The sequence below is a fragment of the Flavobacterium fryxellicola genome (genome assembly GCF_900143245.1).
GTDB lineage: Bacteria > Bacteroidota > Bacteroidia > Flavobacteriales > Flavobacteriaceae > Flavobacterium > Flavobacterium fryxellicola.
The window spans coordinates 317,212-332,550 of the sequence record NZ_FRDK01000002.1 but is presented as its reverse complement, the minus strand read 5'-3'; the positions used below and the strand labels follow the sequence as shown (position 1 = coordinate 332,550).

Below are 15,339 nucleotides of genomic sequence, written 5' to 3'. Positions count from 1 at the left end.
CTCCCCTTGCAAAGTGGACGTCCACTTTCTTAATACGTATACATAACCGCTTTTAAATCTTTAGACTTGGTGGAAAGAATCACAATAAAGGGATACCCTTTATCGGCCGCATTTTGTTTTAATCTTCTTGTTGCTCCATCCTTAAAAGATTGATTAGTTTCTCCCTTAGTTTTTCCTAAAAAGCTGGTTATCGTATCAGATTCTCTTAAGCCTTCTGTTTGTGCAGCGTTTAACACGATGACTTTCGTATAATCGGCCTTTCCAGATGGCATTATTTTTTCGGATACGGTTTTAGCTTCTTTGTTTGATTTTTCGTGTAATTGGGAAATTGCAAATTGGCTAATTTTCTTTTCTTCGGTGCTTTCTACATTGGTGTAATAAACTAAATTATTTTCAATTTTAATGAAGTTTACCTGCATTGTTTCTCCGTTATGTTTAGTAATCTCATGGGTTTGTGCCATCAATGATACCGTAAGTGAAAGTGCGAGTATTGTGAATATATTTCTCATTATTGTATAAGTTTTTATCTAGGTGTTTTTTTAAAGCTTTTTGTACATGTATTTCCTTTTTTTATGGACGCTGGAGTTCGTTATCCTTGCTTTGGAGGTGGAGTATTGTTTTGCAGGGCATATTCCTTAATGCTAAACAAATCAGTAGAATGAATACTGATTTTTTCGAAAACAGCAAATTCTAAAGTGTGGTGACTTTGGATGGTCGTTAGGAAAAGTATTTTTTTTTGGATTTCCAAATTGTTTTCTTCTACGTTCTTTTCCGATTGTTCATAAAAATCAAAATTTTTACCACCAGCTAGCATATCAAATCCATCACTTGCCCGTACAAAAGAGAAAGTGACTAATAATAAAAACAAACAGGTTTTGATCATTATTTGATTCATCTCCTAAAATTAATGAAAAAGGAAACGAAACACAATTAAAATTTTCATAAAAAAAATAAAGCGCTATTTATTTCGATGCTTTATTTCGATGGTTTGGGCATTGTTAAAATGAGATGTAACTTTATTTTTAACAAGATTAGATTAAATAATTTGTTATTTTTATTTTATTGGTAAAATATTTATTTTTATTTAAAAGGTGTTTTTAAGGGGGTCGTTGTCAAAATTAAGTGTTTAAATATTGTATTTAACGTTTAAAAAATAAAAAAATAGCTGAAAACGTAAAAATAACAGGGGTCGATCATAAAATGGAATTATTGAATTTTTAAAATAGTTCCTTAAAAATAGGGAATAAACATTTAATTTTATTCATTTTTCGTTATTGATAATTCTTCTTAAATCTCGATAAAAAAGTTAAAAATAGTAATCCAAGTGGAATAAAAGTTAATAAATTCGCTTTAACAAAAAGAGAATTTTGTGGTATAAAAGGCATTATAAATAATTATTTTATTGATTTAAGAATGTTTTTAAACTACAAAATTTGAACCAGAACCGATTAATTATCCAACTTATTACCAATCAAAACCACCAAAGATGAAAAACCAACTAGCTACTTTAGTATTTTTACTAACAACTACCTTAACATTTGCACAGGAAAAAACTCCTGCTCCTGCCACTACTTTTGCAGGATCAGCGGACGCTTATTACAAGTATGATTTTTCTGGAGTAGATAACAGTTTAACGAGTTTTACGAATTCGCATAACTCCTTTGAATTAGGAATGGCTTCTATTGAGGCTTCTCATAAAATGGGTAAAGCATCTGTTTTTGTAGATTTAGGTTTTGGAAACCGAGCGGCTCAATTTACGTATAATGATGGGCCGGAAACATTTATGATTAAACAATTGAATTTTACTTATGAATTTTCAGATAAATTTAAAGTAACCGCTGGAAGCTTTGGAACGCACATTGGATATGAGTTAGTGGATGCAGTCGATAATAAAAATTACAGTATGTCTTATGCATTTACCTATGGACCTTTTTTTAATACTGGTGTAAAAGCACAATATACATCAGGAAAGTTCAGCTTTATGGCTGGTGTTTCGAACCCAACTGATTTCAAAACAGCAATTGAAGCGGGTTCTTCTCAGAAAACATTTTTAGGACAAGTAGCATTTTTGGGAGATAGCGGCAGTGCTTACTTTAATGTAACTTCAGGGAGTAGTAATCCATCTTCAGATGAAAATAAAACCCAGTTTGACTTTGTGGGAACAAAAAAAGTAAGTGATGTTTTTTCACTAGGATTTAATGGGACATACGCAATGACTAATAACGATTTTAATAAGGCGTTAGATGGCGAATGGTTTTCTTTAGTAGGATATGCAAATGTAACTTTCAAAGAATCTTTAAGTTTAGCCTACAGATTGGAATATTTAGATGCTAAAGAGGCTACCGCAGGATTAGGTTTGCTTGCTGGAACCAGTGTTGTTGGTAATACCTTATCTTTAAATTATAAAGTGGGGAATCTAACTATTATACCAGAGTTTCGTGTAGATATGGCCTCAAAGGATATCTTTTCAAATAGTGATGCTGCTCCAAAAGGAGTAACTGCTTATGCTTTACTCGCAACTACTTATTCATTCTAATTTCAATGCTATTTTTTTTTTTTACTGCCAGAATGCTTTTAAGTATTTTGGCAGTTTTTTTTACAAGGTATACTAAGTAAAATCAAAATAATGAAAGAATTTTTTGCTACAATTCGTTCTTTTTTAATCCTCTAAGAGAAAAGGTATTGGTGTCATTGTAATGAAAATGTCGTTGACACAAATAGCTATTGCTCTCCAATAAATAGTTAAACTATGCGCTTTCCACTATTACAGCTGTATTTTCAAAAAAGGTTTTTGATCACAAACTACCAATTTTGAAATCATAATCGCAGTTTTGAATTCATAATAAAATTTTACTAATTTCTTTCGATTTAGCCTTGCTTAGATTTAGGCTATTACATTAAATAGATGACCATCTAATTCGTAATCGATAGTTAATTTTGTTTATTAATTTTCTAAATGTCAATGATAAAATAGGTGATTGACATTACATTATTTAATAGGAATGCTGTAGCTTTTTGTGGTATTGTATTTTAGCTGGCAGACCTAAAAATAGGGTTTTCAAGAGCCTAGAAGCCGCTTTTCGATTTAAGTCAGGTTCTTATTTATTGCTTTTTATAAATAGAATAAATAGTGTTTATTGTTTTTTCATCTAAAAGATCATTTACTTCAGTTTGAATAAAATGTAGCTTGAATGCGATAATTGCAGCGGACAAATACTTAGTATCATAACCTATGATTCGTAAACCTTGTTCTATATTGAAATTAGCGGGAGCTGTCTCTAAAAAAACATCAGGCCAAACTCCAAACCCTTTTTCGGCTAATATTTTCCATGGAAACAGAGCGCTTGGATCTTTTTTTCGTGTGGGCGCAATATCAGCGTGCCCTATAATATTTTGGGCAGGAATATTGTAGTCTTTTTTCAACTTGGTTAAAAGAGCCAGTAAGCTATTGATCTGTAATTCAGAAAAAACTTCAGATCCATTATTGTCTAGTTCAATACCTATTGATGTAGAATTGATATCCGTATTTTTTCCCCAAGAGCCATTTCCAGCGTGCCAAGCTCTTAAATAGTCATTTAGCATTTGAATTACTTTACCATCGTCAGAAATTAAGTAATGAGCGCTTACTTGCGTCGCTATTTTTGTAAACGTATTTATAGTTTGTTGAAGAGAATCTTGTGCCGTATGATGAATAATGATGAAGTTGGGTTTTCGCAGATTAAAATTTACAGTTCCTATCCATTCGGTATTGATTCCGTTTTCTAATGGGGTAGAACCCATTTTAAAAATAGTATCCTTATAAGTCTGTAACTGCTGTGTGTATAAAGTATCTATATGTAGTATTACATGGGGAATGACCGGTAAAGAATGCGGATCTTTATTTGAAATAGTTTCTTTTAATGATTTAAGTTTTTCGTCATACACTTTCTCACTTTTTTTGTAAGGATTGGTAGAGCAGGAAGTAATAATGCCGGCAAAAATCAGATAATAAAAAATTTTTCTCATGTATGTTTATTTAACAATTGGCTATAAGCAGTTACTTGGATTTTTTTTTGGATTTTTTTGGATTTTTGGCCTCCTCATTAAGGGCAACAAATTTTTCTTTCTGGTCCTTATTTAGTAACTCCATTATTTTTCTATCCGTAACCTCTCCAAGAACTTTCAAGTTTTCCATTTTAAGTTCTTGGCTAGTCTCCGCTTTCATAAGCATGCCTTGCGTTCTTATGCTTTCGTTCAAAATATTAGAAAGAGCAACTACTTGAAGTTCATCAAGAAGTAGTTCGGGTTTTATTCGTTCGATTATTTTTGCAACAGTAACTTCAACAGGAATCTCTTTTGGTTTTTCCTGCGCTCTATTTTGATCCATCGAACTATTCATGCGGCGGTTACCGCCATTATTATTTCCATAACCATTATTGAATCCACCATTTCCAAATTGTGCGGAAACAGTATTTGATAATAGCGCAATAAACAGCACCGTGAGAATAGATTGAAGTGGTTTCATAATTAATGTTTTAAATCTAAAATTATAAATTTAAGCGGGTTCTCCGTATAAATCAAATTCTGTTGCTTCTGTAATTTTTATTAGAACAAATTCGCCAGTTTTCACATAATGCTTTGAAGCATCTATTAAGACTTCGTTATCTACATCAGGACTATCAAATTCTGTACGCCCTACAAAATGACCTCCTTCTTTTCTATCGATGATGCATTTGAAAACTTGTCCTACTTTTTCTTGGTTTAAATCCCAAGAAATTTGTGATTGTAATTCCATTATTTCATTTGCACGTTCTTGCTTCACATGGTCTGGAACATCATCTTCAAGCAAGTAAGCATGCGTATTTTCTTCATGAGAATAGGCAAAGCAACCCATTCTATCAAACTTCATTTCTTGAACAAATTCTTTCAGTATATTGAAATCTTCTTGTGTTTCTCCTGGATAACCTACAATTAAAGTGGTGCGAATTGCCATTCCCGGAACTGCTTCACGGAAATTTTTTAGCAATTTTGTGGTTTTCTCCTGAGTGGTTCCACGACGCATAGATTTCAAAATTGAATCTGAAATGTGTTGCAATGGAATGTCAATATAATTACAAATTTTAGGCTCTCGCTTCATGATTTCTAATACTTCCATAGGAAAACCAGTAGGGAACGCGTAATGCAAACGAACCCATTCGATTCCTTCTACCTTAACTAGCGCCTCTAATAATTCTCCAAGGGCCCTTTTTTTGTAAATATCCAAACCGTAATAGGTCAAATCCTGAGCTATCAAAATTAATTCTTTTACGCCATTTTTAGCCAGTCCTTCGGATTCTTTTACTAGTTTTTCAATAGTTTGGGAAACATTTTTTCCTCGCATTAATGGGATTGCACAAAAACTACATGGTCTATCGCAACCTTCTGAAATTTTTAAATAAGCATAGTTTTTAGGGGTTGTCGTTAAACGTTCACCTAATAATTCGTGCTTGTAATCCGCGCCTAAAGCTTTAAGTAAAGCGGGCAATTCAGTAGTGCCAAAAAATTGATCCACATTAGGGATTTCTTTTTCTAAATCTGGGCGGTAACGCTCTGATAAACAACCAGTAACAAATACTTTATCAACTAGGCCTCTTTCTTTTTTGTCAGCATACTCCAGAATCATATTCACGGATTCCGCCTTAGCATTATCAATAAACCCGCAAGTATTTATTACAATAATATTTCCTTCTTCAGCTTCCGGAGCCTCGTGGGTAACGTCTTTTCCGCTTGCGCGAAGCTGACCCATAAGTACCTCGCTGTCATATACATTCTTTGAGCACCCAAGAGTGATCACGTTTATTTTATTCTTTTTTAAAGACTTCGTTCTCATATCATTAGAATCCCTATAATTTGGGAATTTTGCAAAATTACAATTTTTATTTAAACTGAACTTGTTTCAGTTTCTATTAATTCGTTTCGCACCATAAATCTTTCTGTTTTTTTATGGAGCTATTCCTGCTGTGCGTTGCAATCTCCCGCTAAAAAGCGGGAGGATTTTCACTGCCATCAGGGCTAAAAAAAATCCGTTTCATAATCACGAAACGGATTTATTATACTAATTTTAGTGCTTTACAATTCGAATAGCAAGGTTAGTGAAACAGCGTTGTTAACAGCGTCTATGCTTGCTCCATCAGTGAGTCCTTGAGTAAAAAATCCTTGTTGTGTGTTTCTTTTAGCGTACGAGTAGGCCAAATCAACTTTTGTTGAGCCAAAACTGTATCCTAGACCGCCTGAATAGCCAGTCAAATCGCCTAAAGTTACAGCATTTTTGTAAGGACTTTGTTCGTAACGGTATCCTGCTCTTAAACTTAAAGCCTCAATCTTATATTCAGCTCCTATTCTTAATTCGCCAGTAGAAGCTAAAATGGAATTCATTTCACTGTTTAAATTATTAAAATAAGAATCATTTTCAGGTTTAAATTTAGTATTGCTGTAATCCTTCATAGCATAATCAACGCTTATTAAGCCAGATTTCCCAAAAACATAAGCAAAACTTCCAGTTAACTTGCTTGGTGTTTGTAGTTTATAAAGTTCGTACCTGTTAACGTATTGAGGATTTATATCATTAGTGATATCGTCAGCATTTGAAGCGCTCCTTACAACAACCAGTCTTTGAGATAATTCATCATTTAAGTTGTACCATGTAGATGATTCATAAGCAAGACCTACACGAACTTCATTCGTCAGTTTTGCAATGGCTCCTACTTGGAACGAGAATCCTGTTCCATACGTGTATAAATCGTTCTCAAAACTAAGCCTGCTTACGGTATAATCTGCTGTTACTGGTGCATTATTATCTTCATAAAAAGTGGATGATTTGCGATAGTCAGTAAAATGAGAATTCAAATTAAGTCCTACATACAACTTGTCTTTATACGATGTTGCTGCATTAAAAGATAGTTTTCCATTATAACCAGTGCTATAGATAGAATTTTCTTGGTAATAATTGCCTCCAGCTGGAACATTAGAGGTATATGGAGAATTATTGTTATTGCTGTCAACTGCATCAATGACGAAACCTTGATATCCTAAAAATGCTTGCTGAGCTGAGAATCCATTTAAATTTTGATATTGATTATTTGGAAGACTAGTTCCTAAAAATGAATATAAATCTGAGATTGTTTCGCCAGATACTCTATTTACAAATTCTTGAGGGACCGGGGCTCCATTATTTGAATTGTTGGCATAACTCAAAAAGTAATTGGCTATTGAATTGTTTGGATTCGTTCCTGCTGAAAATAATCCATTGTCAAAATTATTAGTATTCTCATAATTGATACCGAGTGAAACTTTTTTCCAATTGCTATTTCCTCTATTGTTAAATACAAAGACGGCTCCAGCTTGATTTAAATCGAAAGAATTGTTTTTTTCGGACGTTGCAGTTCCAAAGTAATTCGAATTATTTTTAAGGTCGTAATTACTGAGGGTAATGGCAATTTGATTATTCGAAAAAATGGCAGAACCTGCTGGATTAACATTTATGGAAGATAAATCTCCTCCTAATGCTCCAAACGCACCACTCATAGCCCTGAACCGAGCTGTGCCGCTCAAATTATCTTGTGAATAGCGAAGAGCATCAGAGATTTCTTGTGATTGCGTAACGCTTACAGAGAAGCCTAATGCTACTAAAAATATATATTTTTTCATATAATGGGATCGTTATAATTTAATACTATAAAAAAGAAAAGAACTTCGTCTTGGTTAACCTCTGCCGCCTCTTCCGGATGATCTTCCGCCACCGCCAGAATTTCCGCTGCTACCAGATCCTCTAGAACTGCTTGATCCACTATTGCTTGGGCTATACGATCTTGAATTGTTGTCGTTTGTTGAACTTGGAGTATAGGATCTTTCTGGTCTGTTGTTTTGGTTGCGCGTCGCGTTACCACTTCCTCTTCTACTTGGATTGTAATTGGAATTGTTTTGTGATTGTCCTTGATTTCTTGAAAATGTTGGACTGTTCCTATTGAATCCGTTTGTAGTATTTCGTCGGAAATCAGTATTTGTATTTCCTCTACCATTTAAATCGTTTCTACGGTTAATGGTATTGCCTTGGTTTCGAGAGTAATTTGCTGAATTTCGGGTGTTGTAATTTCTATCCGCACTGGTATTGGTGCTGTAGGAAGAACCTCTTCGGCCTCTATTATAGGAATAACCGCCATTGTGATTGGAATTAGGATATCCCCAATTGTTACCCTGCCAATTGTTCCAACCCCAATTGTTTCCATACCAATTATTCCATCCAAAACCGGCATTCATGCCCCAACCAAAACCGCCATTCCAGCCCCAGTTGTTCATTCCCCAACCAAAACCGCCATTCCATCCCCAGTTGTTTCCATACCAGTTGTTCATTCCCCAGCCAAAACCACCGTTCCATCCCCAATTATTCATGCCCCAATTGTTCATGCCCCAATTGTTGTCGTAGATGTTTATGCTTACGCCTTGAGGATTACTGCCCCAACCAGGATAGCTTCCGTTGTCTTGTAGAGAGTCGTCTTCAATGCTATACTCATTATAATTGTCTACATCTGTAAAAATTTCTACAGGTTGATTGTCGTTTTGTAAAGACCCAAAATAGTCTTTATATTGATTGTTGGGAGCATTTTCTGTCTCTTCTGCAACAGCTCTTCTTGTAGTATTACCATATATTCCATCAGAATCATAGTAAGAGCTATTTTGGTAAGAGCCACAGGAAGTAAACAAAATGCTCAAAAATCCAACTAAGTAGTATATTGTCGGATTTCGGAAGGAAAGAGTACTAGTTTTCATATATATGGAGTTTTTATTGTTGGACAGTACAAAAATAGTTAGTTTTGTGGAACTATTTATTTAAAATTATTAATGCAAAATTTGTGCCAAACTATTCAGTATGAGTAAGAACATAACTACGAGAGCAGACGATTATTCAAAATGGTATAATGAGTTGGTTGTCAAAGCCGATTTAGCCGAAAATTCAGGAGTTAGAGGCTGTATGGTTATCAAACCTTACGGTTACGCGATATGGGAAAAAATGCAAGCGGAGTTGGATCGAATGTTTAAAGAAACGGGGCATCAAAATGCCTATTTTCCATTATTTGTGCCAAAAAGCATGTTTGAAGCCGAAGAAAAAAATGCGGAAGGATTTGCTAAAGAATGTGCGATCGTTACCCATTACAGGTTAAAAAACGATCCAGACAGACCTGGTAAATTAATGGTAGATCCTAATGCAAAATTAGAAGAAGAATTGATTGTTCGCCCCACCAGTGAGGCAATTATTTGGTCTACTTACAAGGGTTGGGTTCAATCCTACAGAGATTTACCACTGTTGATCAATCAGTGGGCTAACGTAGTGCGATGGGAAATGAGAACCAGACTGTTTTTGAGAACAGCAGAGTTTTTATGGCAAGAAGGACATACAGCTCATGCAACAAAAGCAGAAGCTATTGAAGAGTCAGAAAAAATGATGAATGTTTATGCTGATTTTGCCGAGAATTTCATGGCAATTCCAGTTATAAAAGGAATAAAGACAGAAACAGAGCGCTTTGCGGGAGCAGAGGAAACGTATTGTATCGAAGCATTAATGCAAGACGGGAAAGCTTTACAGGCGGGAACTTCACATTTCTTAGGTCAGAATTTTGCTAAAGCCTTTGATGTTAAATTTGCAAATGCTGAAGGAAAGCAAGAATATGTTTGGGGGACTTCTTGGGGGGTGTCTACTCGTTTGATGGGAGCGTTAGTGATGACGCATTCAGATGATCAAGGATTGGTATTGCCTCCTAGTTTAGCGCCTATTCAGGTCGTGGTGGTTCCAATTTATAAAACAGAAGAACAATTGGCTCTTATATCCGCTGAGGTCAATATTTTGACTGCATCTCTGAGAAAATTAAATATCTCTGTAAAATTTGATGACAGAACTACTCAGAAGCCTGGTTTTAAATTTGCGGAATGGGAGTTGAAAGGTGTTCCAGTACGAATTGCTGTAGGTCCAAAAGATCTAGAAAATGGAACTTTTGAGGTTGCAAGAAGAGATACGTTGTCTAAAGAAGTAGTTTCTAAAGATGGAATTGAAACTTATGTCAGTGATTTATTGAAGCAAATTCAAAAAGAATTGTTCGAAAAAGCATTAGATTATAGAAATACACATATTACTGAGGTAAACAGTTTTGATGAGTTTAAAGAGGTTTTAGATACTAAAGGAGGTTTTGTATCAGCACATTGGGATGGAACTGCAGCCACTGAAGAAAAGATTAAAGACTTGACTAAAGCGACCATCAGATGTATTCCATTAGACAGGGCAGAAGCGACGGGAAGCTGTGTTTTTACTGGAGAAAGTTCAGTTGGAAGGGTACTGTTTGCGAAGGCATATTAAAAAAAAATAATTTTTTTTGCATCAGCTATTGTGCGTCTCAAAAATAGTTGTATTTTTGCATCCGCATTAGAGAAGCAGGGCCCGTTCGTCTATCGGTTAGGACGCATGGTTTTCATCCATGTAAGAGCGGTTCGATTCCGCTACGGGCTACTATTTTTATTGCAGATTAAAGTTTTCCTGAACTTAGAGGGAAGTAAGGCCCGTTCGTCTATCGGTTAGGACGCATGGTTTTCATCCATGTAAGAGCGGTTCGATTCCGCTACGGGCTACAAAATTCAATTTAGATTGATAAAACTTAGGGGATAATGGTCCGTTCGTCTAGGGGTTAGGACGCCAAGATTTCGTCTTGGTAACAGGGGTTCGATTCCCTTACGGACTACAAAAAAATAGTAAAAGATAAAAAAGCAATAAAATGGCAAATCATAAATCAGCTCTAAAGAGAATCAGAACTAACGAAAAGAGAAGAGTATTAAACAGGTACCAACACAAGACTACTCGTAATGCAATTAAAGCATTAAGAATAGCTACTGATAAAACAGATGCTACATCTAAATTGTCAAATGTGATCTCTATGATTGATAAGTTAGCTAAAAAGAATATTATTCATGACAACAAAGCTTCTAATTTAAAATCTAAATTAACGAAACTTGTTTCTAAATTGTAAGTAACACAATTTATTATATACAAAAAAAGCTCTCATTTTATGAGAGCTTTTTTTGTATGTAACTATTATTATTATTATTATTATTATTATTATTTTAATTTGTCTTTTAAGTATTCTAGCATAGACTGACTGATTGGTTTCGATAAAAAGTCAATGACCATTGGGTATTTCTTGGATTTTTCCAAGTCCTCTGGGTCAATTGTTGAGGTAAGTACGACAACCTTTATTGTGTTGAATTCTTCAAATTCCGTGCTGTTGAAATAATCTAAAAATTCCCAACCGCCCATTACGGGCATGTTTAAATCTAAAAAAATAAGCTGTGGTTGTGAAATCGGCTTATTTTTGTTGTTAGTATACTTAATGGTATTGAAGAAATTAAGTGCTTCTTCGCCATTCTGGGATGTGATTATTTCATTAGAAAATGATGATCTAATAATCACTTTTTTGCAAAGCATAAGTGTTATAGGATCGTCATCAATACATAAAATTTGATCTAACATTATTGTCTGTTTTTAAATGTTAATGTAAATGTAGTTCCTTTATTAACTTCACTTTCAATTTCGATAGTTCCCCCCATCGTCTCGACTTGTGATTTAACCAAATATAACCCAAGTCCTTTGCTGTCTGGGTAATTATGAAAACGTTGGTAAAGTCCAAAAACTTTGTCTCTGTTGCGAACCAAGTCGATACCGATGCCATTGTCTTTAAAAGCTAAAACAACAGTACCGTCAATTTCGTGAGTGGTGATTGTTATCTTTAGCTTTCTATTCTCGGATTTGTATTTTATGGCGTTGGTCAAAAGATTCAATAATATACTTTCTATATAGGCTTTATTGATATTAATGATAGGAACTTTTTCAAAATCGAATTTAATGATTGGCTTATGTAATTCAATTTGGAAACTAAGCTGACTAAAAATATTTTCAAATATTTCTTTAAATAAGACGGCCTCTTTTTTAATGGAAGGATTATCTCTTATGACGATTACCTTTACGAGGTCGTTGATTGTGTCGTTCAGTAAATGAGTAGATTTATTAAAACCGCTTAAAATCTCCTTTAATTCTTGGTTTTCGATAGGGATGTCTTCCAATAAATTCAATAAGCCTATTAAGTTTGATAATGGTGCTCTGAGATTATGCGAGGTAATATAAGAAAATTGCTTTAGGTCTTTATTGTTTTGCGTTAGTTCTCTAATGAGTTGCTCTTTTTCTCTTTCTTGCTTTTTTTCATCAGTTATGTCTCTTTGGATTGAAATCCAATGCGAAAGTTCATTGTCTAAGTTGTAAATGGGAATCATAGACAGGCGTACATAATATTCCTCTTTGTTTTTAGTGTAGCTTATCGTTTCGATAAGGCATTCTTCCTTATTTTTTATAGCAGTTAATAGTTTTTTGAGTTCATTACTATCCGAATTTGGGCTGTTAAACAAATCGGGGGATTTGCCTATGATTTCAACAGCTTCGTATCCTGACATGATCGAAAAAGCAGGATTTACGTAAATAATATTTGGAATTTTGGCATCACTGGAATCAGCCTCGGTAATGATAATAGAATCTTTAGACTGGGTAATTACGGTCTCTAATAATTTAAGTCTTTGTTCTTCCTCTTTTTGTTTGGTGATATCTTGTATGGCTCCAATCATTCTGACTGCTTTGCCAGTAGCATCTTTTAATAAAAAGCCTTTATCTAGAACATATTTGTATGAGTTGTCCGCACATCTAAAGCGGTATTGATCCTGCCAGTTTTCCGTTTTTTGTTCGATAAAAGAGTAGAGTCTGATGGACATTTTAATGCTGTCTTCGGGATGAATTTTATCAAACCACCAATTTGAATTGTCGTCTACTTCTTCTTCTTTGTATCCAAAAACACTTTCAATTCCTTTGTTCCAAGAAAAGCTGTCTTCCTGTATCTTCCAATCCCAAATGGTATCGCTAGTTGCTTTGGCAACTATGTCGTATTTTTCATTTGATTCTTTTATTTCGTCATTCGTATCTTTTAGTTTTTCAAATATGGCAACGTTTCGATCGTCGTTTTTTGAGAGAATAAGTTTAAAAATTATACCAGTGAAGAGTACAAATAGAATGTCTTTGATAAAAGTATAAAAGTGAATGTTTTCATCAGAAACATATTGTTGTACTAATTTGTGACTAACAATAGCAACAAACATTGCGATAAGAATGTAGATGATTATTACTTGATTGGTTTTGCTTTTCATTACTCAAATGTAAATAATTATTGCCGAATTATTAAACATCATGAATAACTTATTTTTAAAGGGTTATTTTAAGACATTTTTGGGAGTCTAATAGGTTAAGAATATGTAAACTATTGCTTAAATATTTTTTATATCAAAATAAAGTGTACCTTTGCACCCATTAAAAATCACAGATGGAATCTATTAGAAACATTGCAATTATTGCCCACGTCGATCACGGTAAAACAACTTTGGTTGATAAAATTATGTATCACTGTCAGTTATTTCGTGATAACGAAAACACAGGTGACTTAATCCTTGATAACAACGACTTAGAGCGTGAAAGAGGTATTACTATTACTTCAAAGAATGTTTCTGTAGTATACAAAGGAACAAAAATCAACATTATTGATACTCCTGGTCACGCCGATTTTGGTGGTGAGGTAGAGCGTGTATTGAATATGGCTGATGGCGTTTGTCTACTTGTAGATGCTTTTGAAGGGCCGATGCCACAAACGCGTTTTGTATTACAAAAAGCATTAGACCTTGGTTTGAAACCATGCGTGGTAATCAATAAAGTTGATAAAGAAAACTGTACTCCTGAAGAAGTTCATGAAAAAGTTTTTGACTTAATGTTTGAATTAGGTGCAGAAGAGTGGCAGTTAGATTTTCCTACTGTTTACGGTTCAGCTAAAAATAACTGGATGTCTGACCACTGGGAAAACGTAACTGATAATGTGGAAGCCTTGTTAGATATGGTTATTGAACATGTACCTGCGCCTAAAGTTTCTGAAGGAACTCCACAGATGTTAATTACATCTTTAGATTTCTCTGCTTTTACAGGTCGTATTGCTATTGGTCGCTTGGAAAGAGGTGTATTGAAAGAAGGTATGCCAATTTCACTAGTTAAAAGAGATGGTTCAACAACTAAATCTAGAATTAAAGAACTTCACACTTTTGAAGGTTTGGGTCGTAAGAAAGTGCAAGAAGTTATTGCGGGTGATATTTGTGCGATTATTGGAGTAGAAGGTTTTGAAATTGGAGATACTATTGCTGATTTTGAAAATCCAGAAGCTTTGAAATCAATTGCTATTGATGAGCCTACAATGAGCATGTTGTTTACTATTAATGACTCTCCTTTCTTTGGTAAAGAAGGAAAATTTGTAACTTCTCGTCATATTAGAGATAGATTGACAAAAGAATTAGAGAAAAATTTAGCCATGAAAATGGGTGAAACTGATTCTGCTGATAAATTTATGGTTTTTGGTCGTGGCGTATTGCACTTGTCTGTTCTTATTGAAACAATGAGAAGAGAAGGATACGAATTACAAATTGGTCAACCACAAGTAATCATCAAGGAAATTGATGGTAAAAAATGTGAGCCAATTGAAGAACTAACAATCGACTTACCAGAGAATCTTTCCGGTAGAGCTGTAGAGTTTGTTACTATGCGTAAAGGAGAAATGTTAAGTATGGAAACTAAAGGGGAACGTATGATTGTAAAATTCAATATTCCATCTCGTGGAATTATAGGATTGCGTAATCAATTGCTTACTGCAACAGCTGGTGAGGCTATTATGGCACACCGTTTCATAGGATATGAGCCTTACAAAGGAGAGATAGCAGGACGTAACAAAGGGTCATTGATTTCTATGGAAAAAGGAAAAGCGATTCCTTATTCTATCGATAAATTACAAGATCGAGGTAAGTTTTTTGTTGAACCAAATACTGAAATCTATGAAGGTCAGGTAATTGGAGAAAACTCGCGTGCTGATGATATGTGTGTAAACGTAACTAAGGAGAAAAAACAATCTAATGTTCGTTCATCAGGAAATGATGAAAAAGCAAGGATTATTCCTCCAATCATTTTCTCTCTTGAAGAAGCTTTAGAGTACATTCAAAAAGATGAATATGTTGAGGTAACTCCAAAATCTATTCGTTTGCGTAAAATTTATTTGACAGAAACAGATAGAAAGAGATTTAAAATCTAATTCTATTTTTATAAGATTTAAAAAAGCCATTCGTTTATTCGAATGGTTTTTTTTATGGCTTTTTATAACGGTTTTAAGTAATGGCGGGATGTGTTTTTATATCATCAGAGAGAGCTGCATAATGCAA

General features: G+C 34.3%; 13 protein-coding genes and 3 tRNA genes. 7 read left to right on the top strand and 9 right to left on the bottom strand.

What is annotated here, in order from left to right:
* Positions 1 to 29: 29 nt before the first annotated feature.
* Entirely contained in the window at positions 30 to 509 is a 480-nt protein-coding gene (locus BUA03_RS05115) for a hypothetical protein (RefSeq protein WP_066078095.1), read from the bottom strand.
* A gap of 80 nt (positions 510 to 589) precedes the next feature.
* Positions 590 to 895, bottom strand: a complete 306-nt coding sequence (locus tag BUA03_RS05110; RefSeq protein WP_066078098.1) for a hypothetical protein — start codon at positions 893 to 895, stop codon at positions 590 to 592.
* Positions 896 to 1,486: 591 nt separating this feature from the next.
* On the opposite strand from BUA03_RS05110, the gene BUA03_RS05105 reads away from it, so the two are divergent.
* Positions 1,487 to 2,536, top strand: a complete 1,050-nt coding sequence (locus tag BUA03_RS05105) for an outer membrane beta-barrel protein (RefSeq protein ID WP_066078101.1) — start codon at positions 1,487 to 1,489, stop codon at positions 2,534 to 2,536.
* 566 nt (positions 2,537 to 3,102) lie between these two features.
* Here the strand turns inward: BUA03_RS05105 and BUA03_RS05100 are convergent.
* The 5 genes from BUA03_RS05100 to BUA03_RS05080 form a co-directional block, all read right to left on the bottom strand.
* Complete coding sequence (locus BUA03_RS05100; RefSeq protein WP_066078104.1) at positions 3,103 to 4,005, bottom strand: N-acetylmuramoyl-L-alanine amidase; 903 nt, start codon at positions 4,003 to 4,005, stop codon at positions 3,103 to 3,105.
* Between the two features lie 31 nt (positions 4,006 to 4,036).
* Positions 4,037 to 4,504: a hypothetical protein gene (locus BUA03_RS05095; RefSeq protein ID WP_066078107.1), complete on the bottom strand. Its 468-nt coding sequence runs from the start codon at positions 4,502 to 4,504 to the stop codon at positions 4,037 to 4,039.
* A 30-nt stretch (positions 4,505 to 4,534) separates the two neighbouring features.
* On the bottom strand, positions 4,535 to 5,848 hold the full coding sequence (rimO, locus tag BUA03_RS05090) for a 30S ribosomal protein S12 methylthiotransferase RimO (RefSeq protein WP_066078110.1): 1,314 nt from the start codon (positions 5,846 to 5,848) through the stop codon (positions 4,535 to 4,537).
* A 239-nt stretch (positions 5,849 to 6,087) separates the two neighbouring features.
* The gene (locus BUA03_RS05085) at positions 6,088 to 7,665 is read right to left on the bottom strand and encodes an OmpP1/FadL family transporter (RefSeq protein WP_066078112.1); all 1,578 of its coding nucleotides are present in this window, start codon (positions 7,663 to 7,665) and stop codon (positions 6,088 to 6,090) included.
* A 54-nt stretch (positions 7,666 to 7,719) separates the two neighbouring features.
* Positions 7,720 to 8,784, bottom strand: a complete 1,065-nt coding sequence (locus BUA03_RS05080; protein WP_066078115.1) for a hypothetical protein — start codon at positions 8,782 to 8,784, stop codon at positions 7,720 to 7,722.
* 100 nt (positions 8,785 to 8,884) lie between these two features.
* On the opposite strand from BUA03_RS05080, the gene proS reads away from it, so the two are divergent.
* From proS to rpsT, 5 genes are all read left to right on the top strand, one after another.
* On the top strand, positions 8,885 to 10,363 hold the full coding sequence (proS, locus tag BUA03_RS05075; RefSeq protein WP_066078118.1) for a proline--tRNA ligase: 1,479 nt from the start codon (positions 8,885 to 8,887) through the stop codon (positions 10,361 to 10,363).
* A gap of 78 nt (positions 10,364 to 10,441) precedes the next feature.
* A tRNA-Glu gene (locus tag BUA03_RS05070) sits at positions 10,442 to 10,513 on the top strand.
* 47 nt (positions 10,514 to 10,560) lie between these two features.
* A tRNA-Glu gene (locus BUA03_RS05065) sits at positions 10,561 to 10,632 on the top strand.
* A 38-nt stretch (positions 10,633 to 10,670) separates the two neighbouring features.
* Positions 10,671 to 10,742, top strand: a tRNA-Glu gene (locus BUA03_RS05060).
* Between the two features lie 33 nt (positions 10,743 to 10,775).
* Positions 10,776 to 11,027, top strand: coding sequence for a 30S ribosomal protein S20 (gene rpsT, locus BUA03_RS05055; RefSeq protein WP_066078122.1), 252 nt, complete (start codon positions 10,776 to 10,778; stop codon positions 11,025 to 11,027).
* A gap of 89 nt (positions 11,028 to 11,116) precedes the next feature.
* On the opposite strand, the gene BUA03_RS05050 is transcribed toward rpsT, so the two are convergent.
* A complete protein-coding gene (locus tag BUA03_RS05050; RefSeq protein WP_066078125.1) occupies positions 11,117 to 11,527 on the bottom strand; it encodes a response regulator in 411 nt (136 codons plus the stop codon).
* On the bottom strand, positions 11,527 to 13,242 hold the full coding sequence (locus BUA03_RS05045; RefSeq protein ID WP_066078128.1) for a PAS domain-containing sensor histidine kinase: 1,716 nt from the start codon (positions 13,240 to 13,242) through the stop codon (positions 11,527 to 11,529). The genes BUA03_RS05050 and BUA03_RS05045 overlap by 1 nt, the downstream gene beginning before the upstream one ends.
* 173 nt (positions 13,243 to 13,415) lie before the next feature.
* Between BUA03_RS05045 and typA the strand changes: the two genes are divergently transcribed.
* The gene (typA, locus tag BUA03_RS05040; protein ID WP_066078130.1) at positions 13,416 to 15,212 is read left to right on the top strand and encodes a translational GTPase TypA; all 1,797 of its coding nucleotides are present in this window, start codon (positions 13,416 to 13,418) and stop codon (positions 15,210 to 15,212) included.
* The last annotated feature ends 127 nt before the right edge of the window (positions 15,213 to 15,339 follow it).

Coding starts and splice junctions, on each gene's coding strand:
- BUA03_RS05115 (WP_066078095.1), bottom strand. CDS start 509: ATGAGAAATATATTCACAATACTCGCACTTTCACTTACGGTATCATTG.
- BUA03_RS05110 (WP_066078098.1), bottom strand. CDS start 895: ATGAATCAAATAATGATCAAAACCTGTTTGTTTTTATTATTAGTCACT.
- BUA03_RS05105 (WP_066078101.1), top strand. CDS start 1,487: ATGAAAAACCAACTAGCTACTTTAGTATTTTTACTAACAACTACCTTA.
- BUA03_RS05100 (WP_066078104.1), bottom strand. CDS start 4,005: ATGAGAAAAATTTTTTATTATCTGATTTTTGCCGGCATTATTACTTCC.
- BUA03_RS05095 (WP_066078107.1), bottom strand. CDS start 4,504: ATGAAACCACTTCAATCTATTCTCACGGTGCTGTTTATTGCGCTATTA.
- rimO (WP_066078110.1), bottom strand. CDS start 5,848: ATGAGAACGAAGTCTTTAAAAAAGAATAAAATAAACGTGATCACTCTT.
- BUA03_RS05085 (WP_066078112.1), bottom strand. CDS start 7,665: ATGAAAAAATATATATTTTTAGTAGCATTAGGCTTCTCTGTAAGCGTT.
- BUA03_RS05080 (WP_066078115.1), bottom strand. CDS start 8,784: ATGAAAACTAGTACTCTTTCCTTCCGAAATCCGACAATATACTACTTA.
- proS (WP_066078118.1), top strand. CDS start 8,885: ATGAGTAAGAACATAACTACGAGAGCAGACGATTATTCAAAATGGTAT.
- rpsT (WP_066078122.1), top strand. CDS start 10,776: ATGGCAAATCATAAATCAGCTCTAAAGAGAATCAGAACTAACGAAAAG.
- BUA03_RS05050 (WP_066078125.1), bottom strand. CDS start 11,527: ATGTTAGATCAAATTTTATGTATTGATGACGATCCTATAACACTTATG.
- BUA03_RS05045 (WP_066078128.1), bottom strand. CDS start 13,242: ATGAAAAGCAAAACCAATCAAGTAATAATCATCTACATTCTTATCGCA.
- typA (WP_066078130.1), top strand. CDS start 13,416: ATGGAATCTATTAGAAACATTGCAATTATTGCCCACGTCGATCACGGT.